Origin of the sequence: Entomomonas asaccharolytica (genome assembly GCF_016653615.1) — a bacterium.
Lineage (GTDB): Bacteria > Pseudomonadota > Gammaproteobacteria > Pseudomonadales > Pseudomonadaceae > Entomomonas > Entomomonas asaccharolytica.
The window spans coordinates 969062-994124 of sequence record NZ_CP067393.1 but is presented as its reverse complement, the minus strand read 5'-3'; the positions used below and the strand labels follow the sequence as shown (position 1 = coordinate 994124).

Annotated in this window: 21 protein-coding genes, 1 tRNA gene and 1 CRISPR repeat array; of the genes, 3 read left to right on the top strand and 19 right to left on the bottom strand. The window is 35.2% G+C overall.

The features are described 5' to 3' along the window. Positions 1–46: 46 nt before the first annotated feature. The 3 genes from JHT90_RS04495 to JHT90_RS04485 form a co-directional block, all read right to left on the bottom strand. Positions 47–1009 carry a metallophosphoesterase gene (locus JHT90_RS04495; RefSeq protein ID WP_201094648.1) on the bottom strand — a complete coding sequence of 321 codons (963 nt, stop codon included), beginning with the start codon at positions 1007–1009 and terminating at the stop codon, positions 47–49. Beyond that, on the bottom strand, positions 1009–1899 hold the full coding sequence (locus tag JHT90_RS04490) for an NAD(+) kinase (protein WP_201094645.1): 891 nt from the start codon (positions 1897–1899) through the stop codon (positions 1009–1011). The genes JHT90_RS04495 and JHT90_RS04490 overlap by 1 nt, the downstream gene beginning before the upstream one ends. A 63-nt stretch (positions 1900–1962) precedes the next feature. Further along, positions 1963–2412 carry a YcgN family cysteine cluster protein gene (locus JHT90_RS04485; RefSeq protein ID WP_201094641.1) on the bottom strand — a complete coding sequence of 150 codons (450 nt, stop codon included), beginning with the start codon at positions 2410–2412 and terminating at the stop codon, positions 1963–1965. A gap of 114 nt (positions 2413–2526) precedes the next feature. On the opposite strand from JHT90_RS04485, the gene JHT90_RS04480 reads away from it, so the two are divergent. Beyond that, positions 2527–2925, top strand: coding sequence for a hypothetical protein (locus JHT90_RS04480; protein WP_201094639.1), 399 nt, complete (start codon positions 2527–2529; stop codon positions 2923–2925). Positions 2926–2985: 60 nt separating this feature from the next. On the opposite strand, the gene JHT90_RS04475 is transcribed toward JHT90_RS04480, so the two are convergent. The 4 genes from JHT90_RS04475 to JHT90_RS04460 form a co-directional block, all read right to left on the bottom strand. Then, positions 2986–3480, bottom strand: coding sequence for an STAS domain-containing protein (locus tag JHT90_RS04475; protein WP_201094637.1), 495 nt, complete (start codon positions 3478–3480; stop codon positions 2986–2988). Continuing rightward, positions 3477–4640: a response regulator gene (locus JHT90_RS04470; protein WP_201094635.1), complete on the bottom strand. Its 1164-nt coding sequence runs from the start codon at positions 4638–4640 to the stop codon at positions 3477–3479. The genes JHT90_RS04475 and JHT90_RS04470 overlap by 4 nt, the downstream gene beginning before the upstream one ends. 135 nt (positions 4641–4775) lie before the next feature. Continuing rightward, the gene (locus JHT90_RS04465) at positions 4776–5090 is read right to left on the bottom strand and encodes a chaperone modulator CbpM (RefSeq protein WP_201094631.1); all 315 of its coding nucleotides are present in this window, start codon (positions 5088–5090) and stop codon (positions 4776–4778) included. Continuing rightward, entirely contained in the window at positions 5090–6073 is a 984-nt protein-coding gene (locus tag JHT90_RS04460; protein ID WP_201094629.1) for a DnaJ C-terminal domain-containing protein, read from the bottom strand. Before JHT90_RS04460 ends, JHT90_RS04465 begins: the two co-directional genes overlap by 1 nt. A gap of 297 nt (positions 6074–6370) precedes the next feature. On the opposite strand from JHT90_RS04460, the gene JHT90_RS04455 reads away from it, so the two are divergent. Beyond that, on the top strand, positions 6371–6874 hold the full coding sequence (locus tag JHT90_RS04455; protein WP_201094622.1) for a hypothetical protein: 504 nt from the start codon (positions 6371–6373) through the stop codon (positions 6872–6874). Between the two features lie 134 nt (positions 6875–7008). Continuing rightward, a tRNA-Cys gene (locus JHT90_RS04450) sits at positions 7009–7083 on the top strand. A 149-nt stretch (positions 7084–7232) separates the two neighbouring features. Here JHT90_RS04450 and JHT90_RS04445 read toward each other — a convergent pair. The 12 genes from JHT90_RS04445 to cas9 all read right to left on the bottom strand — a co-directional run bounded on the left by JHT90_RS04445 (position 7233) and on the right by cas9 (position 24783). Next, on the bottom strand, positions 7233–7670 hold the full coding sequence (locus tag JHT90_RS04445) for a tetratricopeptide repeat protein (protein WP_201094620.1): 438 nt from the start codon (positions 7668–7670) through the stop codon (positions 7233–7235). Between the two features lie 79 nt (positions 7671–7749). Beyond that, the gene (locus tag JHT90_RS04440) at positions 7750–8112 is read right to left on the bottom strand and encodes a hypothetical protein (RefSeq protein WP_201094618.1); all 363 of its coding nucleotides are present in this window, start codon (positions 8110–8112) and stop codon (positions 7750–7752) included. Between the two features lie 24 nt (positions 8113–8136). Beyond that, positions 8137–8571 carry a hypothetical protein gene (locus JHT90_RS04435; RefSeq protein ID WP_201094616.1) on the bottom strand — a complete coding sequence of 145 codons (435 nt, stop codon included), beginning with the start codon at positions 8569–8571 and terminating at the stop codon, positions 8137–8139. Between the two features lie 11 nt (positions 8572–8582). Beyond that, entirely contained in the window at positions 8583–9146 is a 564-nt protein-coding gene (locus JHT90_RS04430; protein ID WP_201094614.1) for a hypothetical protein, read from the bottom strand. 147 nt (positions 9147–9293) lie between these two features. Further along, positions 9294–9818: a hypothetical protein gene (locus JHT90_RS04425; RefSeq protein ID WP_201094612.1), complete on the bottom strand. Its 525-nt coding sequence runs from the start codon at positions 9816–9818 to the stop codon at positions 9294–9296. Further along, complete coding sequence (locus JHT90_RS04420) at positions 9799–13077, bottom strand: N-acetylmuramidase family protein (protein ID WP_201094609.1); 3279 nt, start codon at positions 13075–13077, stop codon at positions 9799–9801. Before JHT90_RS04420 ends, JHT90_RS04425 begins: the two co-directional genes overlap by 20 nt. A gap of 64 nt (positions 13078–13141) precedes the next feature. After that, a complete protein-coding gene (gene tssI, locus JHT90_RS04415) occupies positions 13142–15295 on the bottom strand; it encodes a type VI secretion system tip protein TssI/VgrG (RefSeq protein ID WP_201094607.1) in 2154 nt (717 codons plus the stop codon). 1824 nt (positions 15296–17119) lie between these two features. After that, a complete protein-coding gene (locus JHT90_RS04410) occupies positions 17120–17554 on the bottom strand; it encodes a hypothetical protein (protein WP_201094604.1) in 435 nt (144 codons plus the stop codon). 16 nt (positions 17555–17570) lie between these two features. Continuing rightward, the gene (locus JHT90_RS04405) at positions 17571–17774 is read right to left on the bottom strand and encodes a helix-turn-helix transcriptional regulator (protein WP_201094603.1); all 204 of its coding nucleotides are present in this window, start codon (positions 17772–17774) and stop codon (positions 17571–17573) included. A gap of 185 nt (positions 17775–17959) precedes the next feature. Further along, a CRISPR array of direct repeats spans positions 17960–20239; the repeat unit is 36 nt; unit sequence GTTGTAGTTCCCTCTCTCACCCCAGATGGTTATAAT. A 63-nt stretch (positions 20240–20302) separates the two neighbouring features. Further along, entirely contained in the window at positions 20303–20611 is a 309-nt protein-coding gene (cas2, locus tag JHT90_RS04400; RefSeq protein ID WP_201094601.1) for a CRISPR-associated endonuclease Cas2, read from the bottom strand. A gap of 16 nt (positions 20612–20627) precedes the next feature. Further along, positions 20628–21518, bottom strand: a complete 891-nt coding sequence (gene cas1 / locus JHT90_RS04395) for a type II CRISPR-associated endonuclease Cas1 (RefSeq protein ID WP_201094598.1) — start codon at positions 21516–21518, stop codon at positions 20628–20630. 4 nt (positions 21519–21522) lie between these two features. Then, positions 21523–24783 (bottom strand): type II CRISPR RNA-guided endonuclease Cas9, encoded by a 3261-nt coding sequence (gene cas9, locus JHT90_RS04390; protein WP_201094594.1) that lies wholly within the window; start codon positions 24781–24783, stop codon positions 21523–21525. Positions 24784–25063: the final 280 nt, after the last annotated feature.

Genomic DNA, 25063 nt, shown 5'->3' with positions numbered 1-25063 from the left:
CTAAATAAAATTAATATACCGAAAATGGTTGCCTCTTGATATAAGACTAATGAGGCCTTTCCACATTTACCCAGACAAACTTATTGCTATCTATCTGCGTTTCATCATCCAGACGATAAGCCACTAACTTGCCATATTTTACTGCGCTGTAATCAAGACAAGCCAAATTATTTTGGATAGGTGCTGGCATTCCATCACACCAATAATGGCCTACAAATAATAGTGGTTCATCTACTGAATAAACGGAGCAACTATATTTTTGTTGTTCAGTTAAAGGAGTAACCATTGCAGTCTGCGGCAAAGCATCAGGTTGAAATACTACATCCTCATATGTTTGTGGATGATCTGCCCAAAATTTTGCCCTAAAGACATTACGAGCATAACCATCTTTACTGACTAACACTTGGCCATCTAATAAAGGCAGTCTCAGTCCCTTTAATAAATGATCAAATATCTTATAAGCCACACTATTATAATCAGCAGATTGCTGTAATAACTCAGGTGTGATCTGTTCATCAGGACAAAGCTCTTTAAATTGATTAATTAATTGCTGATCCCAATAGGCATGAACTAATCGAAAGCGTCCTGCATCAATAAATAAAGGCAGAGTATAAAACCATTGTAAAAACGCTTGCCATTCTTCAGGGTAGGCTTCAAATTGCTGAAGTGTCTCAGTAATAATACGTCTATTTCTTGCATTATGTGCATGTACAAACTTAGTAGGATTATCTTGACGCGGTGTAAACCAGCCTAAGCTATAGTACTCATGGTTACCCATCAAACAAACAGCCTGCCCCTTATCAACCATCGCTTTAACTATATGCAATGCTTCTCTAATATGGGGGCCTCTATCAACAATATCACCTAAAAATAAAGCCATCCGTTTTGGATGTTGCCAAACACCATCTTGCTTGATATAGCCTAGCTGCTCCAATAACTGGCTTAATGCATTCGCGCAACCGTGTATATCTCCTATAATGTCATATCCCCTCTTTGGGTCAAGCCACATTAATCGTGTTCCCTTCCCAAGCGGCTACCCCAACCAAGCTTGTTACGACAAATTTCATAGTAGTTATAACCTAATAAATGCAATAACTTAACTTTATGCCTATTTTTACGAACGGTAATAACATCGCCAGGTGCGCAATATAAGTGATTATGAGCATCACAAGATACTTGTGGATGAATATCAATATTAGGCGAAATCACAATTTTTAATTCACTACGTGCATCCACCACTATAGGTCGGCTTGAAAGTGTATGTGGATACATAGGCACCACTACAATAGCATCTAGTTTAGGATGCATAATAGGGCCGCCAGCCGATAAAGCATAGGCTGTAGAACCTGTTGGGGTAGAAATAATCAACCCATCAGCACGTTGACTGCTAATAAATTGGCCATCTAAAAAAATCTCAAACTCAATCATCCGTGTTGACTGGCCTGCATGCAGTACCACATCATTCAGCGCATCAGCACAACCTGTAGATTGATCATTATGATAGGAATGGGCAGTTAATAAAAATCGCTCTTCTACCATATAACGTCCTTCTAATACTTCTGTTATCTGATTTTCTAATTCATCTGGTTTGATATCGGTTAAAAAACCCAAGTTACCTCGATTAATACCCAATAAAGGAATGTTATAAGGGGCTAACTCTCTTGCAGCACCTAGCACACTACCATCACCACCCACCACAATGGCTAAGTCGCAGCTCTCTCCCATTAGGTTATAAGAGGCAACTTGCATATCATGTTCTGAGATTGCTTCAGCAATGGACTCTTCTAACATCACATGTAGGTTTTTCGCTGCTAAAAATTGTTTCAGCCGAAATACCGTATCAATAACTTGTTGACTACCTAACCGACCTATAATACCTACATTACGAAATTGAATCATGCTGCTTTAACCTATCAATCCATATTGAGTTTAAATTAGAACTACGTTCTAACCAATAATAATTTATCCTACCCTAAAAATTAAATAATCTTCCCATTTATCTTCACTAACAGTTGTTTCACTTAACATTTTACCTGACATAGTGATCCCTGACTTAATAGTCGTTGCAGGTTCACCCGTTAATAATGGATGCCAATCGGGCAGTTTATCATTTTCCGCTAAACGACGATAAGCACAACTAGGGGGTAACCAATGAAAACTATCAATATCTTTTACCGTAATCTGAATACAATTGGCCACATATTGTTTACGATCAGTATAGTGTTGGCATTGACAGGTTTTTAAATCCAATAATTTACAGGCAATACGTGTGTAGTAAACACTATCATCTTCATCATCTTGCAATTTCTGTAAACAACATAGTCCACAGCCATCACATAAGGCTTCCCACTCCTCTGTGGTCATTTCCTGTAATGTTTTAGTTTCCCAAAACCGTTTAACTTTATCTGCCATTACCTAAACTCTCAGCAAAATTGCTATTAAACACCTTTATTTTTACTTTATGATGTTATTATAGTAGATAACCACTATTAATTAATTTACTTTTTAACCAATGATTGAGCCTTTATGATTAAATTTGTATTAGGAGCCCAAGGCTTTCCTGATTGCTGTAACAGACCTTTTCATCTTAATTCTAAGCAACAACAAGCATTGCGCGCTGAACAAAGTATTAGCTGTCCTTTTTGTAAAAATCCTATTGCACTAGTAGATAAAGAAGAAAGAAGCCGTTTTGCCAACTTTGGTAATCCTTGCTTATATATCACTATAGTGCCTCGTATAGTCCTAGTATTGATCGCTGTAAGCTTAGTAATTGCTTCTGTATCAGGTTATTTAACCTCACTACCCACGCAAGTATTTTTTGCTATTGTAATCATAGGGATTGCTACTGCTGTTGGTGGTAATGCGTATGCACAATACATCTCTAATCGTAAACTACGCGTTCGCTTACAGCGTGTAAAAAACTAGCTCACATAAAAAAGACCACTTATAAGTGGTCTTTTCTAATTAAAAACTATGTCATTTTAGTTATTGTGCCTCTAAAGTACTTACTAGGTCCTTAAATGCCGCTTTATTATTATCATTAACATCCATTAAGATTTTATGAGCTTCTAATACTTTCTCTTTTACAAAAGCTTCAGAGCAAACATCAGAAGTTAAATCTTTAAGGTCAAGCCATTGTTCTTGCTTACCTTCTGTTATATTAAAAGAATCTTTAATACCCATAGAATCTAATAAACGAATAATATCTTCATTAGAAGTTTCTAAAGTAGGCAACACATTAATTGATTGCTTAGCTAAAATAGACAACTTAGCTAATAAACCCAATGTTGTACTATCTAAACTCACTGCCTCTGTTAAATCTAAAGTAACACCTTTAAATTTATTTTCAGCAAACAGCTTGGAAATTGCTGTATCAAGAGCTGTACATAATGTTAAACGAACATCTCCTGTTAATTTTAAAACAAATAGATCATCCTGTTCAGTGTATAAAATCTTCCCTGTTGAATGCTCAATACTCATATGGCGTTTCCGCGTATAAACAATAATGATATATCATCTGGTGATGCTTCTAACTCAGCCAAACCTAGTGCGTTTAATAATGACTCTAATGAACCATCATTTTCTGCAATCAATTTGGGAAGCAATACCTCTTTTTCCTTAAGATCATTACCAGGCAATAAATCCAAAATACCATCAGACAATAACGTTAATGTATAACTTGTTGGTAACTGTATTTTAATATCTTCAAACACAGCGTCCTCAAACAAGCCTACAACCTTCCCAGTTCCCTCTAAATAATGCCCTTTTCCTTCGCTATTCAGCACAGGGAGCGGCAAATGCCCCCCCATTGTATAAGTGAGTGTATTATTTTTTTCATTAATTATACCCATTACCATGGTTACATGCTTGCCTATTTTACTATCTATCAGTCCTTTATTAATATGGCCTAATAAAATAGATGGCTTTAAATCCCTAACCAATCCCTTGCGATGCAATTTATACAACCAACTAGTTGTAATAAATTTTAATAAAACAGTAGCAAATGCAGAAGAAGCACCATGCCCAGAAACATCCGCCAAATAAAAGAAAACTCGTTCATCATCTATGCGAAAATAATCCACAAAGTCACCAGACAGATACAATGAAGGAATAACTTTGTGAGCAAAATGCAAACCATTAGTATTCCAAGGCGTTTCAGGTAGCATATTCATCTGCGCCCGATGCCCTGCATCTTGGTCTTCTTTTAATAAATTAAGGCTTTCTTGCAACTGCAATTGATAGAGATGATTCTCTTTTGCTAACTTGGCACGTTCTAAACTGCGTTTTATTGAATGTTCAAGAACAGCTAAGTCTTCAATAGGTTTAATTAAATAATCAACAGCGCCTAAACGTAAAGCTTCTACAGCATCGTTCATAACGCCTGCACCAGAAACGACTATTACGGGAAGCTCTGGATCTATCTTCACAATATGTCGTATCAGATCAATGCCACCTAGTCTTGGCATTCGTAAATCACAAATAACCAAATCAGGACGCTTGCTTTCAAATATCGCTAGCCCCTCGGCACCATCTGCTGATTGTAATACGGTAAAGCCGCTATCTTCTAGATAGGCCGCTATACTCGCACGTACCACTCTATCATCATCAATTATTAATAAGGTGGCATGAGCGTCTGACATATAAATTCAACTCATCTCTAAACGTAGGATTAAAACTATTGGTTAGTTTACCTGAAAATACCCAATAACGGAAAAATATGCACGTTTTTTTTGTATCAAAAAAGATAACTATCGAACTAACAAATAGTTAATACTTTAAAGCAACTTAATTTGAGTCAACTCTAGCCTTTTTAAGCGCCGTTTCAAGTATTCATTATCTGTATGTAATTGATCAATTTGCTCCAACAAACTAATAGCTAAGGCTGTAGCAGACCAATCCAGTTCCAAATCACGTTGTAAACGCACTGCCTTTCTAACCAGTGCTAATGCTTGTGTATCAAATACCCACTCTGAGATAGACTCACCTTCTGGTTCGACAATACCATGCTCTACAATTTCAACTAGAGAATGTTCAGAAATATGAATAGCTTGGCATAATTCTCGTACATTATAAACATACACAGTAACCATTACTTTTTACCCCCTGTACGTGGATCAAAAGAATTCTTAGCTGCAAGTTCTTGCCATAAAGTCTTGGATTCTTCATTTAATGTTGGAGGCATAACTACCTTTAACATCACATATAAATCACCAGCATCGCCATCTTTTTTCTTAGGTAAACCTTTGCCTTTAACCCTAAACTTTTGGCCTGCTTGACTATTTTCAGGAATATTAATATTTACTTTACCTGCTAATGTAGGGATAGCTACTTTAGCACCCAATGCAGTCTCCCAAGGCGCTATTGGTAATGATAAAGTCAAATCATAGTCTTTAACATCAAAATCAGGATGAGGAGCAAATTTTATAATTAAATACAAATCACCACAAGCTGCGCCTCCAATTCCAGGTGCGCCCTGTCCTTTTAAACGGATACGTTCACCTGATACAACTCCTTTTGGGATTTTTACATTTAAGCTTTTAGTAATATCCGCTTGTCTCTGACCATTAGCATCATAGCTAGGAACTTTGAAACTAATCGCTTTTGAATCACCAGAAACAACTTCTTCTAGAAAGATGGGTAACTCTAACTCAATATCACGCCCAGCTCGTTTAAAAGAAAATCCAGCACTGCCAGTATTACTTCGTGCGCTGCTTGCACGACGTCCTGCACCAAATATAGACTCAAAGAAGTCTGAGAAATCGCCCATATCCCCATCTGTTTCAAAATGGAAACCACCATTTCCAGCACCTGCTTGTGATTGCCAATTAGGAGGTACCTCAAAATTACCTCCATGTTGTGCATATTCACGTAACTGATCAAATTCAGCCCTTTTTTCTGGGCTTTTTAATACATCGTAGGCTTCAGCAACCTCTTTAAACTTATCTTCTGCTCCTGCCTCTTTATTTACATCAGGATGATACTGCCGCGCCAGCTTACGATAAGCAGCCTTAATCGTCTTATCATCAGCAGTAGGCTCTACTCCTAATACTTTATAATAATCAATAAATTGCATATCAATATCAACCCTCAAGTTTTTTAATTAAATGGGTATTATGCGCCAACTATTCAAGGGCAAATATACAATATCACCCTTAACCTACTATTACATTAAGACCATTGAATAAACCATTTGTTTACGATAAATTATTACTTGTTACAGATTTATAAAACAACCTCTAAAAACACCCTCTAACCACTTTTAACATACTCTTAAACCACAGCAAATACTATGACCATCGTCTAACTTACTTAATAGCTAATTATTTATATCATAAGAACAACTTATTCTTAATTAACAGAGGTTCTTCTTATGAAAAAAATATTGTTAGGTGGATTAGTATTATTGGCTCTAACAGGTTGCGATGACAATAAAAAAGAAACAGTAACTACAACACCTCAAAATACCTCAACAACTTCTGAGAATCTTAAAGAAGCTGCTAGTAATGTAAAAGACACCGCTGCAGCTAAAACTGAGCAAGCTAAAAGTGCTACAGCAGAAAAATGGGATGACGCTAAACAAGCTACTTCTGAAAAATGGGACGAAGCTAAAAAGTCTGCCTCTGAAACATGGGATGACGCTAAACAAACTACCTCTGAAAACTGGGATGATGCTAAGCAAGCCACTTCTGAAAAGTGGGACGAAGCAAAAAAATCTGCCTCTGAAGCTTGGGATGACGCTAAACAATCAACTTCTGATAGCAAAGACAAAATGGATGCAACCATGCAACAAAAATCAGAAAACCTAAAAAATGACACAGAACAAATGAAAGAAAAAGCAGAAGCAGACTCTACTACCTCTAACTCTGGTAACTAATTACTACAACTGCTTAAAGCCGCACCTATCTGTGCGGCTTTTGCATTCCACCTACAAAACTTCCTTCCTATTAAAAAATAACCCAAAATTATTTGACAGTCTTATGCTCGAAAGCTAGAATAGCCGACTCTTATGGCCGGGTGGCAGAATGGCTTATGCAGCGGATTGCAAATCCGTCTATGCCGGTTCGATTCCGACCCCGGCCTCCATATATAAAGCCTAGTTAATTGATTTAACTAGGCTTTTTTATTGAATAAAGTAAAATATACCCCGATTTATACCCCTATTTCAATTTGCTGTAAGGTCAAATTAAACAAATTTTAGTTTTTAATTACACAGATAAGGCAAAACCTTTACCTTATTCAGTACGTTCAAATACTCTTGCAGGTATTTTCTTAGCTAAACCTTTCGGAATCATTGTTTCTTTATATTCCTGATATAGTTGCTTAATCTTAGGAGAATTACCTTCCAAAATTGCCCAGTATGCATCTGCCAAGTTAAGTTTAGCTACCATTCTATTTGGGTATTTTGCTAATATTTTTTCTAAAATTAAGGCACTAGCAGTGGGATTTTCTTTCTCTAAATAAAATGCTAAATCATTAAGAAACACCAAATTCTCATCATTTAAAACTGTTGAATAAGATACTGCATCATACACATCAATATCTTTAATAGCTTCATCGACCTTACCATTATTATATAAAGATATTCTCTTTTCTAATCTTTCGTTGATATCTTTCTGAACTCTTGATTCTGTTACTTCTTTATATGAGGATACACTCCTAAAGCAAAACAACTTTCTGCGTATGCTACTTCTAATGATGGGATCAATATAGCATTAGCAGGATCTGGTCTTTCTCCAGTTATTATTTTTGTTAAAATCCAGTTTTTTTCTCAAGCGACCATTTATATAATTCTATATAGATCTGCCCTTGCACACTATAATATGTGCTATCTAACTCTAAATATCCTTTTTTATAACTCTGATGAACTGTTGGGATTTTATCTTCATCTGCTGGCTTTATAATGTAAGACTTTTCTTTATCAATGGAAGAAAGCCACATCTTTAAATGTAACGTATTATCTACTGTTTCTTCTTGGACTCTATCATTAATTCCATCTCCATCATAATCTTCTTCCAAAGAGGAGCCTAAAGAAATTAATGGGGATACCAAGAAAAAGGTAATTACAAATATCATATCTTTTATTTTGATCGATTTATCCTCTTTTATAATCATATGCTATTAATAGTAAATATTATTTTATAGTTTCCAATTCAAACAACTCCCTTTTTCATGTGCTTCCTCTAATGCTTCCTTAAGTATGTTATAAGACTCTTTTGATTTTTCTAATTCTTCATCTCCCAAAGTACCACGTACAGGTTCACCATGTAAAAAGTACATACTCCTTGAAACCTCTAATACATTAAAAATATTTTTACTATCTTCATAGATAGGTTGAGAATAACGAATATTTTTATCACTTATATATAGGTATTTATCTTTTTTTATAATAGAGATACTTCTTTTACCTATTTCTCCCATGATATCTAATGTTAAATTTCCTGACATTGTTGAAGTACACTCTATACCAGCACCTTCTGTAGACTTAATTGACTCTATTTGAATTTCTTCTCCTCTAGCAGCCATTGTTATCAGAATTAAAATAGTAAGCAATATACACTTATAATTTAACATACACATAAAAGCTACTTCTTATCTAGCCTAGCACAACCCTTAACAATTTTTCCTCGATAATTGATGAATACTTCAAAAGTGGATGTTTCATCAGTAACACTAATATCACAGGGTGTATCCCACCAAAGTTTTCTAATTAGTCCATAAACTTCATGATCTTTTGATTGAAACATTAATAAAAAAACACCATCTAAAGGTTTTTTATCCATTTCCATTTTGATAGCTAATTCTTGCTCTTTTTCACCAGATATTGATATGTTTAATTTGTTTTCAGAAATAGTAGCATTCCAGAATGGTTCAGCCCCATCAGCATAAAATATTAAGCCACTTTTGATTATTTTTTCAAAAAACTCTTCAGGTGTTAATTGACCACTTTGTTGCTGTAACTTACTATTTTCAATCCATTCTATTTTATTATTTTTCAAATCTAACCATTTTTTTTGGTTTTCTTCAACACTACCTAAAAATAGATATTCTTTACCTGAAGACTCATCTATAAATATTTCTTTTGCAAATAATAAATGTGATGTAAAAAAATATAAAAACAGAATAACAATAATTTTAACTTTTTTCATAATCAACTTCTCCACTATTTATGTGGATTGCCTTCTAAGACAGGAGGTCATGAACTTTTATCTGTACCCCATGGTACTTTAGAATGAGGATATGACCAATATCGTTCATGAGAAAAGTCAAAAACGATATCAATAACAACATTTTTATTAGTTAGATTTATTAAATTCACAACCGAGTGCATTGTCATTATCACAATCTAATAAATCAGATAGTTGATTTATCCTATCTGTTTGTAATGTTTTACATTGATTATTATAAGTTTTTGCTGAGAGTAAATTAGAAACATTGACTCCAGCAGTTACTTCATTAGAGTTCTCTCCATCATAATTTCTATAAATTTCATATTCATAACCATTATTCACAAAAACTATCCGAAAATAGTCAGTTTGGTATCTAAAATAATGATTATATTTAAATAAGTCATTATTATCCTGTGCATTTTGAGGAAAAATAAGCTCAATTTTTTTAGGCTTACCATATTTATAATTAATTAATAGTTGATTTTCTTTCTTTACCCCACAAATAGATAATTGCTTACCATTTTGCATAGTACAAGAGAATAATACATCTTCATCAGTATCACATATAGAATCAGTTGCATAAGCATTACTTATTATTAATAAAAAAAACATAAAACAAATACATTTTCTATTATTTTGCTGTAAGAGCATTATAATGTGCCTCCATCTTTGTATCATAACCTTGCTGAGCAGGACCATTATAAGCTTTTGCAAATTTTGTCCAATCCTTACTAACGATTGAACTAGATAATCTAGAGTCTGCTTTAATAAAATTTACAAATGCTTTTAGGTGGTTCTTTTCAGAAAGACTAATCCCCATAACGAAATCTTCAACTGTTTTATACCCAGCAGCTACATGATTTGAACCTAATATTTGGAACATACCCCAAGAAGCTGATTTCAATGCAGCAACCTTATCAAGATTATATGCTTTAAGCAATTTCTTATATTGTATTTTAGTTGAGCCATAGCCCCCTGCACTTGCATTTGATATATCAGGATTTTTAGCGCTATATATTCCATTTGTGTATTTATGGAAATGATGCCTTTCAAACAAAATAGCAGGAACTTTATCATCCTTTGGAAAAGAGAAATAACTTCCACTACTTCCCGTTTCAGTCTTGGCAACAGCTTTTATTGCTGCAACTTCACATCCTAATTTATTTGCAGCTTCCACATAATCATTTTCTGTAATTTTACTACCATCATAAAACCATAAAAAATCTAACTCTATTGGTTTATCATCAATATAAATTATAGGATGTCTATTACCTGAGATACTCTCAACGAAAGCAATAGGATGAAAATGATAAGCTTGTTTTTTACCTGCTAAGTCTGCTATACCTTCATCCCAAAAAACTAGCTTTGTAATACGTTCTTTTTCATGTTCTCTTAGGGCTTTGTTAGTTTCCCCTTTGAGTATATCTGTTTCTAGTCTATTCCATTTAGGATCATCTCCTTTAGCTTGCCATTCTGTAGGATGATAAGCTATTAGTTTTGACCATTTATTGCTTAGTACAGGGTCTTTTAAAGCACTTCTTAGCTCAGGTAAGGAGAGTTTACCATCTCCATCACCACCATTATCTTTGCTGTCCATTTCTTTACAAATATCCTGATAGAATTTACTCATATCAGTTTGGTCAATAAAGCCATCTGTTTTGGTGGTAACTGAACCATCTGTAGTGGTGTTTTCTTCTTTTATGATGGTAAAACCTAGTTTTGTCCATTCGTATTGGCTTATTTTTTGAGTTTTACTTGGTGATATATAGCCTGTGATGGATTGTTTATTTTCATAGATGGATATTTGGTAAGTTCCATTTACTTCTTTTATATTATCAGGGGAGATAATATGTTGCTGTTGAGTTTTATAGTAAGCTTCTTTTAGCTGTTCTGTTGTTTCAGGTTGTGTAGACTTAGTGTCTTTATTAGGAGCATTTTTTTGTAGTATTGTGTCTTTTGGAATCTGTATATATTGTTTACCACCAGTTAGCCCTGCTTCATTATCAAGAAATTTCTTTAGTTCGGCTTCGTCTGTTGTGGTAAATACTTCAATATGTACTTGTTTTTTTGGTTTATCGCTTTTGCCACCTGTTGCTGAGGTAGGTACTTCATAAAGACCTAAATAACCTATTGGGTCTCCAGCACTAATTTTTACAGGATAAGCTGTTTCTACTTTGTCAAAGCTAACGGGATTTGCTTTAGTGGTGGTCATATGTTTACTATCAACAATCGCCCAGAAGGTGGTAATACCTTTTTTAGTAAAGTCTGGTTTTTCTTTTGTTAGTTTGCATTCAGCCATTAGATAGGTTGTCTTATCTAAGGTTACTTCTTTTATTTTTTTGTTGTTGTAGGTAACCTCATCACCAATAGCAAGTTTTACATCTAATGTTGCTCCAGCTATACCTTTACTGGTAGGTGCTTGGCGAACATCCATTGTTGTAATGACTTTAGCTGTAACTTGTTGCGCCCAATAACTAGGATATTCACGTTTAGCTGATGGCAGCTCTTGTGCATAAATATCTCGTTTACCTGTACTTATTTCTTTATTAATAGCCACCCAAAAACCATCTTTACCTATGGTAACGTCTTTTCCACCTTGAGTAATTTTGCCTGTAGTACCTTCAATAGTACCTTGTATTAAGCAATATTTACCATCTTCTGTTTCTTTCGGTTGTCCTATTAGGTTGATGATACTGTCTTTGCTGATAGAGCCTAATACGGTATCTGTATCTTGTTTTTTATCTTCAAGGTCTTTAGTTTCCATAAATTTATTACGGACTCTAATACTTTTAAGCATTTTGTATTGCTTGGTCACTTCACCCTGTTTTGTGGGATATTCTTCATAGGGCAGTAGGTGCATATATAAACTATAAAAGGTTAGTTTATTGGTTTTAGGCTCTGGTGGCGGTGTGGTATCAGTATAGAGTTCTTTGTTGTCTGTTGTTACAGGTACATAGCCTTCTTGGTCTGTTAATGCCATCCAAAACTCTTGGTTAGCTGGCCATTCGCTTGCTAATACTTTACCGTGAGCATCCTGTATTTTTAAGGCAGTGGAAGCCGTGACTTTACTATAGTGATAATCATTGACTAATGCTGTCTGAACTTCTTTTATCTGTAAGGCTGTTTTTTCAGGAATGACTATTTGTTCACGGCTCTTTTCACTGGCATCACTCAGGGCTTTATAGCCTGTAAAAGTCTTGCTAAGAGTAATGGTTTTGTTTGTCCACTCTTGAGGGGTAATATCTTTAAATAGGTCTGTTTTGTTGTCTGTACTGTATTGAAGACTACCATCTTTCTTAAATCCTGCAAACCAGATTTCTTCATCTTTAGCATAGGCACTTGTTGTAAGTTTGGTAGCTGCTGCTACAGCTTGTAGTACTTTGGCTTTGGTTAAATAGTATTCGGTTTTAGCTATTGTTTTAGTAGTATTGTTTACTTGCAGTATTTCTAGCATAAGTCCTTTAGGCATTACCTTTCGGTCTTTGCTATAAGCTTCATCGCTATAAGAGGAAAAACCTGTTGCTAAGGTTCTAATCTTTTTACCCTGCCATGTGTCATTAAGCTTAGTTGGGTCTTTTGCTGGTTCTTTAACAGGCTCTGAGGGTGATTTGTATTGGTGTTTAACTAAGCAGAAGGAGTTTGAGTATTGTAAGGTAGTGGTATTAAGTTTGGACTCTTCGTATTTTTTGTTGATGCGATAGGCTATTACTTCACCATCTGCTATACAGCGAATAGGTTGTTTAAGCACGCATTGTTCTACTGTATTGCTGGTAAAGTGGATACCACCATGCCAAAATTGGTGGTTACCTAGTAGGTAGTGTCCTGATGTTTCTCTGGAAAGAATACCGTAGAGTTCGCTTGCTTTGTAGTCAGTACCATCTTCTTTGCTAATTGGGTATTTAAAATTCATTTTTTAGTATCACTGTTTCCATTCGTTTTAAGTATTAGTTCGTTTTATTAAACCTATTGGTTTGCTATTCAGAGAAGAGGAAGAAGTCTGTTGCTTCTCCTTTTTCTTGGTCTGTTAGGTTTTTAGCGGAGGCTTGTAGGTTTACAGGCGGTGCTGTCACTTGTTCCACTGCTTTGTTTTTGGTCAGAGGTGGAAGTGGTATAGCAGGAGTACCTTCCATTGGTACACCACCAGTCCATACAGGCATAGTCATCCATATTCCAGCAGGATTAAGTACGATATGTTGTCCACCTGCTTTGAGAGTGAGGGATAAGCCTCCATCAACTACACATTGAGCACCTGCTTTGAGGTGTATTTCCATACCTGCTTCAGTGGTTTTAATTGTACCTATACTGGTATGTTCTGATAGGGCTACATCTTTGTAGTCGTTTTGTAGTATTTGGGTTTTTCTATCTAGTTGGGTTAGATGATGTTCTTCACTTTGGTTTTTGGTGTATCTGTTTTTAACAATAGTTTCTGAATGTTCATTTTGAACTTGTAGGTGACTATTGTTTTTTACTTCTATGGTGTGGTTGTTTTTTGTTAGTTGGTCGAAGTCTTTTTGGGCTTGGACAAAGATTTGTTCTGAGCCTGCTTTGTCTTCTATTCTAAATTCGTTAGAACCTACTCCTCCTTTTGAGGAGGAGGTTTTGAATACTGATCTGGTTTTGTTAGCTGGTAGATCATAAGGCACTTTATTAACACCATTATGTAAAGCGCCTACCACAATGGGATCATCAATATTACCCTCTAAGAAGTCGATCATCACTTCCATACCAACTCTAGGGATAACCACAGTACCATAGCCATCATGTGCCCAGTTACTGGCTACTCTTACCCAATGGCTTGAGTATTCATCATAATTTCCTTCACGATCCCAGTGAAATTGAATCTTCACTCGTCCGTATTCATCACAGTAGATTTCTTCTCCTGATGCACCTGTAACAATAGCGGTTTGATTGCCTAGTGTCTTTGGCTTTGGATGAAGTCGTTGTGGTCTATGAGGTACTGGATGGGGAATACTAACTAAGACGTTTCTATAGCCTTGGGCAAATTGATCAAAGGGAAATTGTAGGGCTTCACTTATAGGATATTGGTAATATTTAAAGAGGTAGTTAGGTTCTTGCATAATAGCACTGGTTTCACTGCCTACTGCCTCTAAAACTTGTGGTTGCCTACCTTGATGGTAGATTTGTACTATTAGCCATTTGTCATCGGTATTTAATGTATCTAAAGAGGGGTAATTTTCTAGGGTAAAACAGTAACCACTTTTTAGATCAGGTATATCAGTATAGGCTTCGGCTAGGATATGGTTTGCCCGTAAACGTTCTATTTCTATTTTAGAGTAGTAGTCACCTCTGGCTTTATTAAGGTGGCGTTGTGGGTAATCATAGTATTCTAAATTTGGTTCTTGGGCTTCATTAGCCTTTTTACTTTGACTACCTTGTGCATTGCCTTCTGGTATTTTGGTAGTCTCAAAATTAAAATTACGATAACTAGCAGAAGTAGTTGCACTGCTAAGATTTACATCAAATCGTTTAAATACAGGTTGATCTGCTACAAAACCTGTATCACTGGCATAACTAAAGCTGTTTTGATGAGTTGGGAAGAAGTTATTATTATCACTAATTACCATTAAATGATTATCTTGGTTATGTTGGTAATGAATGCTTAAGCCTTCTTCTTCACAGAGACGATAGAGAAAACTAGCATCTGTTTCTTCGTACTGGCAGCAAAATTCTCTTTTTGGGTATTGTTCTTTTAATTTGAAGTCAAAATCTATGGTTTGTTGTTGCCCATGTTCATTGAGTATTGTTGTAATTATTTCTATAACTGATTTATTGATAAAGGCTCTTTGATTAAAGCGTTTATGTAAATGGCTAAATTTAGGGGCTAAAATTACTTTAAATAACGAATAGTCTTTACCTACTGCACCACGCTTAACAAATAGGATATTACCATGTACACCTTGAGATTTATCAGGGGTAAAGGATAGGTAAGCAGATTGACTAAGTAATTTTGTAATGTCATAACGCAAATGGTTACTGACTAAAGTAACTTCAAAAATATATTCACTATTTAAGCCTTCTATACCATCAAAAGCTAATACTTGAAGGTTTTTATTGGTTATACCTTGTACATCAAAATAGAAATGGGTTGAGTTTGCTGCATTAAACATAATAGGTACTTCCTGTGTAATTTAACTTACCCTATAACAGCTTGAATATGGGGGCGGACTATGAACGGGTTGGTCGACCGACGTAAGAACAAATCGGCACATCCGAAGATGTCCCGAACATAGTCCGCCATAGAACTGCACACAAAAAAGCATTAGATGACATGCTAAGTTGTATCTATGACGGCGTTCTTACTAAATGAGCGACCAAGCCCATACCCTAACGATTTAGTTAGAGCGAGATAATTAAACATCACACCAACACAAAAAACAAGTCTTTAGAATGCTAATATTATTTACTATTGATTGATGACATACTTATTATTTCGCAAGCATGCGTTTTATTATTTAGATAATTTTTTAAACATTAGTTGTAAACTACTACTGTTTCTCTTTTCATTTGTTACCAAGGTGGAAGTTTTCCCACATCTTCATTATAGGAATATTGTTTAGTTCCTTATTTATTACTATTTAATCCCTTACCTTTACTTGACCTAGAGCGACTTGACGGATAACAGTAGCTCAATGATTAAACGACCATTGTTATTGTATATTTTTAATACATACAAAAATAATGATTTTGCTTGCTTAATGAACCCTAAAAAATTTTTAATACTAGTAGTATTTTATGCTATTTCACTATACCCCATGGCTAGGGATATCCTAATAGAATTAGAAACTGTCTCAAATTCTTTTTGTATCTTGAATAAGTTATGAATCGTTATGTGTGCTTTATCCAATTAGAGTATTTTTATTAAGTATTAATTCGACCTAAAGAATAAAATGACAGTCCATTTTTTGAACCGATTAGGTACAGTAAATGGACTGATAGTAAAAATATTGATTATATTTTGTACAGTTTTTAAAGCTGTAAAGGATTTATAGGTTCATTTTTTGGACGCATTAAACAAAATATCAGTCCATTAAATGGACTCCTTTATATATATTTGCCACGTAGTGGCATTTTTATTCATTTATTATTTGTGTGTGAAAAAGGATAAATATAGTCTATTACAGTATAGACAACACAAATCGTTTTTTTTGCAAATTAAGTAGGTGGATTTATTTTTGCAATATTTAACTATAAAACAGCATAAGAATAGTTTAAAAAATTAATTAGTGATAGCTTTTAAAAGTAATCACTGAGTATCTATTACAACACAAGTTAATAGATCACCATGATTTATTAAAGCGTTACTATGTTAAGGGCTAGTAATAGAGACTAATATATTCAGGTATGGTTATTACTGGTTACTATTAAAATGAACATTAATATAGATCACTTTTTTATTTTTAATGTGATCTATAATTCACTTATCTAAGTTTATCTTTCCTATTCAGCTTAGATGATATAATTATGGAACAGAAAGCCTTGTATACTTGTTTGGATATGGCATAGTATATAGGGCTTTCGCTATTTTAGAGAACCACTTTTAGAACCAAAAGAACCACCCTCACGCGCGAGAAACTCATTCTTTATAATAATTACACATTTTGCACAGATGTTGCACACCCTTACGTGGGGAAAACAAATAATAAAGTGACCATTAGGTGAACACCTCTATGCACACGTATACAGGCAATTCAGTAGAAAAGGTGACCACTTACTGACCACCCCCACGCGCGCATAACGAGAACTTATAAATTGCTATTTGCTCAATAATGCCTTAAATAAGCGATTACAACCGTTTTATTGCAGTACTGCTGGTGATATTAAAAATAGGTTTAAATGGCTTTATATAATGAATTAAAGCCAATTAAGCACTATCTGATGATAACAACTCACTCAACCTCTTACTATAACCATTAAAATGATTGTTGATTAACTTAATCACTGGTTAGATCAACTGTTATAATTTGTTTGATGGTGTAATAAGGTATTATCGTTTGCGCTATGGTGAGTTCTAATCCATCTATATGGTCTATGGCTTCCCATGTAATAGCAAATAGATTGCAACTCATATCACTATTTAAAAAAAGTCCTTGCCTTGTTTTCACAATAAAACGTTTATCGATCAGTTCATTTAATCCTTTGGCTAAGGTGGTTTTAGATTTTATGCCCCATTGTTTAGCCATAGAATGAGAAGCTGATAAATTGCCATTATTTTTACCGTTATATTGCATTAATAGGCCATGTAGAATAGCCCTAGAGGATATTTCTAAACTATAGTAATGGCTACTCACAAAAAGACTATAAGGAAGTTGTGCAAACCTTCCTTTAGTTTTAAATCTATTTTTTAGTTTATTGGCTACTCTACCCATGATCGATTAACAACTACTATTGGATTTTACTATTACGCTCATCAATCCGTTGATTAATCCATTGTTGAATTTCGTTAAATTCCCATAGGGAAGATTTACCAAACTTAGCTGGCGGTGGAAAAATACCCTCTTTGATGTAATTGTAGACACTGGCTCTTGATAAACCACATAGATTCATTACTTCGGCTAATCGAATAAGTCTTTTACTTTCTAATTGCATATAAGTTGCTCCATATTTATTGAATGAAGCTATACAGTATAAAAAAGTAATAACTAAGTATTTTTGCTTAAGCAATAACTTTTATTTTTAAATGACTCATAATGCTAAATTTAAAGGATCACACATTATTGAACTGCACCCCAGATGGTTATAATTGATTACCACCGTATTACACTACCGTTTCAGTTGTAGTTCCCTCTCTCACCCCAGATGGTTATAATGTGTCTGGTTACTGACCGAAGGCACAGGCAGTTGTAGTTCCCTCTCTCACCCCAGATGGTTATAATTAATTCTGCTTGTGGTTCACCTTTATGGATGTTGTAGTTCCCTCTCTCACCCCAGATGGTTATAATTACCACCATGCTACTACTTAAGTTATGGAAGTTGTAGTTCCCTCTCTCACCCCAGATGGTTATAATTCTTACGGTGACGTATACGGTTATTTTTTTGTTGTAGTTCCCTCTCTCACCCCAGATGGTTATAATTATATATTCCATCTCAATTCTTGAAAAGGTGTTGTAGTTCCCTCTCTCACCCCAGATGGTTATAATTTATCAGGTCTTTCAAACATACCTGTTAAAGTTGTAGTTCCCTCTCTCACCCCAGATGGTTATAATAATGGTGTGACGAACAAACTGGATCGACTGGTTGTAGTTCCCTCTCTCACCCCAGATGGTTATAATATTTCTATTGACAAGTATCTGCATTCCGAAGTTGTAGTTCCCTCTCTCACCCCAGATGGTTATAATAACTTACGAACAGAGAATATTCAAAGAGACGTTGTAGTTCCCTCTCTCACCCCAGATGGTTATAATAGATTGACCGATGGGCGATTGTTCTATACCGTTGTAGTTCCCTCTCTCACCCCAGATGGTTATAATAAACTCTTAAAAGCATGTTTAATATCTCCAGTTGTAGTTCCCTCTCTCACCCCAGATGGTTATAATGAAGGTTATGAGCCTTCCAACGAATACGTGGTTGTAGTTCCCTCTCTCACCCCAGATGGTTATAATTTAGAGCCTTCAACCATTAAATTATAAGTAGTTGTAGTTCCCTCTCTCACCCCAGATGGTTATAATTTCATTAGGATTCTCAACGCGGTCATATACGTTGTAGTTCCCTCTCTCACCCCAGATGGTTATAATCTCCTTCTCTTTATCTACTGCGCACCATATGTTGTAGTTCCCTCTCTCACCCCAGATGGTTATAATTCACTTACAACTGTCCCCTGTGCTTGTATAGTTGTAGTTCCCTCTCTCACCCCAGATGGTTATAATTCATCAATACCGGCAACTTCATTTTCTGCTGTTGTAGTTCCCTCTCTCACCCCAGATGGTTATAATATAGTGATAGCAGCATTAACTGCTGTTCCAGTTGTAGTTCCCTCTCTCACCCCAGATGGTTATAATCTAGATTGGTAATTGCTTCTATACTCTTAAGTTGTAGTTCCCTCTCTCACCCCAGATGGTTATAATATACACGGCATCGGTATGGTATTGGTTTACGTTGTAGTTCCCTCTCTCACCCCAGATGGTTATAATAAATACCGCGATATAAACCGAGGCAAAGCGGTTGTAGTTCCCTCTCTCACCCCAGATGGTTATAATGCGAGTGGGTGAGTAATCGGCGGTGGTACTGTTGTAGTTCCCTCTCTCACCCCAGATGGTTATAATGATACCACCGCAGGTAAGAGCCTTTTTAGAGTTGTAGTTCCCTCTCTCACCCCAGATGGTTATAATTTAACCTCTTCAATATTGACATTCTTTCCAGTTGTAGTTCCCTCTCTCACCCCAGATGGTTATAATAATAAATCAAGTGTAAGTTTATCTTTAATGGTTGTAGTTCCCTCTCTCACCCCAGATGGTTATAATTTGCGTTAATATACTTGTTGAGTCCATTGTGTTGTAGTTCCCTCTCTCACCCCAGATGGTTATAATAACAACTTAATCGAGGTACTCACTATGAGCGTTGTAGTTCCCTCTCTCACCCCAGATGGTTATAATTGCGGCAATCCCTCAATACGTGGCTTATAGGTTGTAGTTCCCTCTCTCACCCCAGATGGTTATAATATAAATCGCTACGCTCCATCTACAGAAAATGTTGTAGTTCCCTCTCTCACCCCAGATGGTTATAATCCAAAACGCCTATATAAATGGATATGCTTAGTTGTAGTTCCCTCTCTCACCCCAGATGGTTATAATAAGTACATTAACCGTTACAATGACCTGATCGTTGTAGTTCCCTCTCTCACCCCAGATGGTTATAATACTCGCTATGCTTTATTAATGACTGATATAGTTGTAGTTCCCTCTCTCACCCCAGATGGTTATAATCATGATGAACAGATAGCGTTTCAATTAAGAGTTGTAGTTCCCTCTCTCACCCCAGATGGTTATAATATTAAACTATTAGTTAATCGCATAATATCTGTTGTAGTTCCCTCTCTCACCCCAGATGGTTATAATACCCATCGCTTTACTCTCTGTAACCCAGAGAGTAAAGCGGAACTCAACTGATAAAAAAATGAATTAAAAGAGTAAAAATTGCTCTGCATTGACATTTTTTTCCTGAATTTTAGGTTTACCTAAAAGCAGTTGCATAGCTGCAAATTGTTTTTCTGTAACGGTTAATAATCTTATTGAACCTTCAGGCGGTAAGTTTACCTGTAATCGCTGTAAATGTTTTTGCTCTGCATCACGACCATTGATAATACGCCCATAGACTGAAAACTGTAACATATCATAGCCATCATTAAGCAAAAAACGATGGAACCTACTGTATGCACGTTTTTCTGCACTGCTTACCATAGGTAAATCAAACAACACTATCATTCGCATATAACGCCTAGTCTCCTTACTCATTTTGGTGTAATTGATCTCCTACCAAACTTGGCAATGCTAACAACTGCTCACCTGATGTCTCTAAGTAGCGCACTAGACTTTCAATACAATATTCAATAGCAGATAAGGTTGTCATTATGCCTGTGGGCATTTTTATATCTACATGTAGTAATTTAACTAAAGCTGCTTTATCGAAGGTTGAAAGTTCAGTTTGATCTATAATATTTTTAGCGACCCATAAATCCACTTGGGGGCGGAATGGTTCAATTAAATCATCTGCTAAATTAAAGGCATTTTGCTCGTTATTATGAAATAGCCCAAAAGCAGGAAATAATCCGTGTGCCACTATACCTCTAGCAATCGCACCTCTTAAAATAGCATAACCATAATTAAGTGCTGCATTTATTACATTATTATTTTTACGTTTAAAATCCGCTTGAAAAAGAACGCCAAAATAACGTGCAGCAGCTTGTGCTTCTAAGTTTTTAGGATCACCTGACCGTATTTTATTAGCCATATTTCTTAGTAGATTTATAATGATCTCTTGCTCAGGTTTAACAATAGCCAAACATTTAGCTTGGTTAAGTATTTTTTGCTGAACAATAGCCGCCCATGCTTGTTTAATTAAAGGTCTTTTTAGATTTTGCTGTAATCTAAGTAAACGTGTTACACGACTATGTTGTAAATAAGGTATAAATACTCCATTAGGTAAGTGATCATCGCCTGTACTAAATAGACTAATACCCTGTTCGGCGCATTTGGCTAATAACGGATGGGTTAATAGTATTTCTCGATGATCCAATATAATAATAGCGATATCTTCAAATGGAATATGCACCGTTTGCTCTTGTTCTATAGCTAATGAAAAATGCTCACAACGCAGCCGCGCTGGTTGTGAGATCATAATACTACGCCATACCATAACGTTTTTCCTGTTTAACAGGATAGTAGTTACCTAATACATCTACTTGTAACTTTTCAAATTTTTCAATACCCAGTTTTAAGCCTATACTACGCCAAACACCTTCAGAACCTTTTTTACCTACTTTTTCATTATTATCATGGCTACGAATATTAATAGCTGCTGTAGCTATATCTAACCCTGCAAAATAGCCTAAATAAGTTTCTTTTTTAGTTTTCAGATATACCCCATCATTTATCATTAAAGAGAATTTAAATTGATAGTTTTCATCTATCTCCACCCATTGATCTCTTGACTTACCTGCCGTTGCTGCCCTATTAGGTAATGGCTGATTGGGGCTACGATCTATTTGATAAAGTGGTACTAAATAATACTTACCCTCTTTTTCAAATACGTCCACTCGCCACATGGAGTCTTGATTAGCAACACCGTCGCGTACCTTCACTCCACCTTTTTGAACATCAAATAGTTTTACATTTTTAACTAATTGCGTAAGCTCCCCTTTTTTACTAGGTTTATAAAAAGGTTCAGCAAAGGCTTTTTTACCATCATTATTATATTGTTCTAAACGTTTTTGCAGCGCATTAATAAGGGGCGTATTACGAGGATCAGGGGTTTCCCCATCATCCATAAAACAACCGACTATTTTATCTAAATCAGTTAACTTTAAACTGGTCAAAGGTTTACGAATGGTACTTAATTGCTTATCTAAATACTTAGCAGAACGTATAGTTTCTTGGTGTAATGCCCCGCTATTACGTCTTTTTGGCATACGTGATACAAATATAGGTTTTAGCTTATCAATATCCTCTGGGCTATAATTAGGCAACTTATAATCTAATATAGACTGTTTTGGATTAGCATTTATTCGTGCTTCTACTTCTTTTCTAAAGGTTGGCCAAGGCTCAGGAAATAACTGTTTAATTTCACCTGTATTTTTATCGACTCTTTCAAAGTTATCCCTTTCTTTTAAGTAATCCTTTTTATTAAGCACATTAATATCCATGATTAATTTATGGTTAGCGGCTGCCACTACACAGGCGTCTAAAGCATGATGCAAATCGCTTTGTTCCCTGCGCTTGATTAAACCCCATGCTTTTCTTAAGGTACTGGTAATATTGCCGCTAGGCACTACTACACGCCCTTTATCATTAGCAAATAATAAGTTATCTTTTACAAATTGACTAAAAAAACGTGCTATATAGCGAGTATCGTTTAGATTACGACTTGCCCATTCTTTTTCTGTTTTTTCATCAAAGTTTTTCTTAAGTAGGCGTTCTTTTTTAGGTCTACTATAATTTTTATTATTACTAACCCATATCTCAAAATCTCGCCATTGTTGAGTATCCTGTTCACCTCTCAAATACTCATAAGGAGTTTGATTGGTCTTATCTTGATTGGTTTTATTTAATACCAAAACTTTATTACTTAAGCTATCATCATAAGAGCGAGAATAAGGCAAAATATGATCTATTTGCATATAACCATCTTCGCAAAGTCTATCTAAATCAATTGTTTCCAATGTATAGGCATCTTTACCAGACTGTTCACGGTACAGCCTAAACTTTAATAATTCTGCCCCCCGTGGATTACGACCAACAAATAAATCATTAAAATACTCAACAATTTTTTCTTTTTCTAAGCGAAACTTATCTTGTTCTTTCTGAATACGTGTTCGTTCTTCAAAAGGTTTTGATAAATCTCTCGCTAGCTCAATATGTACCTCACTAGGTGAGCCATATTTTCTAATCAACTCATTAACCACTTTACGGGATTGGTTTAAGGCACGCATTACCACAGGATTTTTAATAACAGGGATACGCTTATGCTGCTTACTTTTTGGATCAAATTGAAAGTCATATAACGAGGGTAAATACTTTACTTTTTGTTGATCTTTTTTTGAATGATAGCCACATAACTCACAAGCTTCATAATAATTTTTACCTGCTTCTAAATGCGGTAATAATTTTTGTAAAGCTACTAAAGAAAGATTAATAAACTGGCTAAAATTAATTAACAATAACTTTTTTATCTCATCCTCAGAAAGGGACAACATTGCTAATTTTTGATTAATTTCATCATCGGTTTTATATAAACTTAAAATAGTGGCTATTTCATCTAATAACGCCATATCCTTACTAACCTCTAACCAACGACCATCAGTAAAGGCTTTCTTTAACTCATGGTAAGCCTTACTATGAAAAAAGGTTTTGTTTTCTGCTTTATCCAACTCATCCTCAGTTCTACCGCCTATTCCTGTAAAATAACTAGTTGGTGCAAAGTCACAATGTTTTTTTAGCTCTTTGCGTAACGTTTTATAAGTAATTTTTTGTTGATAAAACGGTAAGTCTACAAGCACCGCCCTTTCCTGTTCAGTAAGTGGCCTAATTTCGCCCTGATCCCTTATTCTTAGATTATTTAAACTGGATAACCAAATATAACGTTCTGCCGAATAGCAAGCTTTAGCTGCTCTGTATTCTTTTTTCTCATGGGTACAAAAGCCAAGCATTTTTAAAATAGCTTCACCACTTAATGCAGGGCGTTGATACCAAAAAATATTATCCACCTCTGCAATAAACTCATCTGTTATAAAAGAGCTACCCAATTCTCTTTGTTTATTTAATAACAGGTTTAGTTCATCCCTTAATAAACTACGATAAAAAGTATGTTTATAATCGCCTGCTTTATTTCTTTTAGCTTCCTTAAAAGTCTCTTCCTTAAGCACCATTTCAGCTACAGTACGATAGTTTTTGCTTTCAAATAATCCCTTGGTTTCCTTTACTGCTTTGCTCATGCGGCCTTGGTCACTTTTCTCATCAGCTAACTCCTCTGCTTTGCGACCCACATAGTAACCACGATGTTTCACTAGATGATAAATAGCACGAGCTAACTCCTCTCCAGTAAGCAACTGATCTAAAGCTTTTACTCTTAGTTGCCAAGGATCTGGGCTATTGGCTGGAGTAATTAAAGCATTTTCATCAGCAGAGCTTATTAAACCCTGTAATTTCAAATATCTTCTTAGCTTTTTTAGGCGCTGTACCCTATGAGCTAAACGGGTTCGTGTATTACGTTGTAATCTTCGCGCTAAATTTAAAGGTTCACCCGTTTTAGGTTGTTCTGCTTTATCAAAACAACGTACCCCTAAATCAATAATTCTTCCTTGCTCAGTCGCTTGGTTAGGTCGTAGTACAGCCCAACCTACTGATGCAATACCAATATCCAAACCTATAATAAAGTTGTTATTCATATTCTTCCCTAATCAATTTAAGCATTAGACTATAGTATTATAGAATAACTCTAAACTTGTATTTACAACACCCTAAATAGACTAGACAAAAGTATTATAAATTTTATAGCTTGTTTTTTATTTAATTAATTTTTACAATATAAATCATTGTAGCCATCTGGGGTGAGAGCCGTTACTACAATAAGTTCTAAAAGAACGTACCCCATAGTAGCCGTTTAGGCTACTATGTCTTTAATTCCAATCTAATTGATCTCATTGTTTATTTCATCATAGTGGTAAA

Bases quoted from the DNA above. Each gene is read 5' to 3' on its own strand.
- JHT90_RS04495 (WP_201094648.1), bottom strand. From the start codon at position 1,009: ATGTGGCTTGACCCAAAGAGGGGATATGACATTATAGGAGATATACAC.
- JHT90_RS04490 (WP_201094645.1), bottom strand. From the start codon at position 1,899: ATGATTCAATTTCGTAATGTAGGTATTATAGGTCGGTTAGGTAGTCAA.
- JHT90_RS04485 (WP_201094641.1), bottom strand. From the start codon at position 2,412: ATGGCAGATAAAGTTAAACGGTTTTGGGAAACTAAAACATTACAGGAA.
- JHT90_RS04480 (WP_201094639.1), top strand. From the start codon at position 2,527: ATGATTAAATTTGTATTAGGAGCCCAAGGCTTTCCTGATTGCTGTAAC.
- JHT90_RS04475 (WP_201094637.1), bottom strand. From the start codon at position 3,480: ATGAGTATTGAGCATTCAACAGGGAAGATTTTATACACTGAACAGGAT.
- JHT90_RS04470 (WP_201094635.1), bottom strand. From the start codon at position 4,640: ATGTCAGACGCTCATGCCACCTTATTAATAATTGATGATGATAGAGTG.
- JHT90_RS04465 (WP_201094631.1), bottom strand. From the start codon at position 5,090: ATGGTTACTGTGTATGTTTATAATGTACGAGAATTATGCCAAGCTATT.
- JHT90_RS04460 (WP_201094629.1), bottom strand. From the start codon at position 6,073: ATGCAATTTATTGATTATTATAAAGTATTAGGAGTAGAGCCTACTGCT.
- JHT90_RS04455 (WP_201094622.1), top strand. From the start codon at position 6,371: ATGAAAAAAATATTGTTAGGTGGATTAGTATTATTGGCTCTAACAGGT.
- JHT90_RS04440 (WP_201094618.1), bottom strand. From the start codon at position 8,112: ATGATTATAAAAGAGGATAAATCGATCAAAATAAAAGATATGATATTT.
- JHT90_RS04435 (WP_201094616.1), bottom strand. From the start codon at position 8,571: ATGTTAAATTATAAGTGTATATTGCTTACTATTTTAATTCTGATAACA.
- JHT90_RS04430 (WP_201094614.1), bottom strand. From the start codon at position 9,146: ATGAAAAAAGTTAAAATTATTGTTATTCTGTTTTTATATTTTTTTACA.
- JHT90_RS04425 (WP_201094612.1), bottom strand. From the start codon at position 9,818: ATGCTCTTACAGCAAAATAATAGAAAATGTATTTGTTTTATGTTTTTT.
- JHT90_RS04420 (WP_201094609.1), bottom strand. From the start codon at position 13,077: ATGAATTTTAAATACCCAATTAGCAAAGAAGATGGTACTGACTACAAA.
- tssI (WP_201094607.1), bottom strand. From the start codon at position 15,295: ATGTTTAATGCAGCAAACTCAACCCATTTCTATTTTGATGTACAAGGT.
- JHT90_RS04410 (WP_201094604.1), bottom strand. From the start codon at position 17,554: ATGGGTAGAGTAGCCAATAAACTAAAAAATAGATTTAAAACTAAAGGA.
- JHT90_RS04405 (WP_201094603.1), bottom strand. From the start codon at position 17,774: ATGCAATTAGAAAGTAAAAGACTTATTCGATTAGCCGAAGTAATGAAT.
- cas2 (WP_201094601.1), bottom strand. From the start codon at position 20,611: ATGCGAATGATAGTGTTGTTTGATTTACCTATGGTAAGCAGTGCAGAA.
- cas1 (WP_201094598.1), bottom strand. From the start codon at position 21,518: ATGATCTCACAACCAGCGCGGCTGCGTTGTGAGCATTTTTCATTAGCT.
- cas9 (WP_201094594.1), bottom strand. From the start codon at position 24,783: ATGAATAACAACTTTATTATAGGTTTGGATATTGGTATTGCATCAGTA.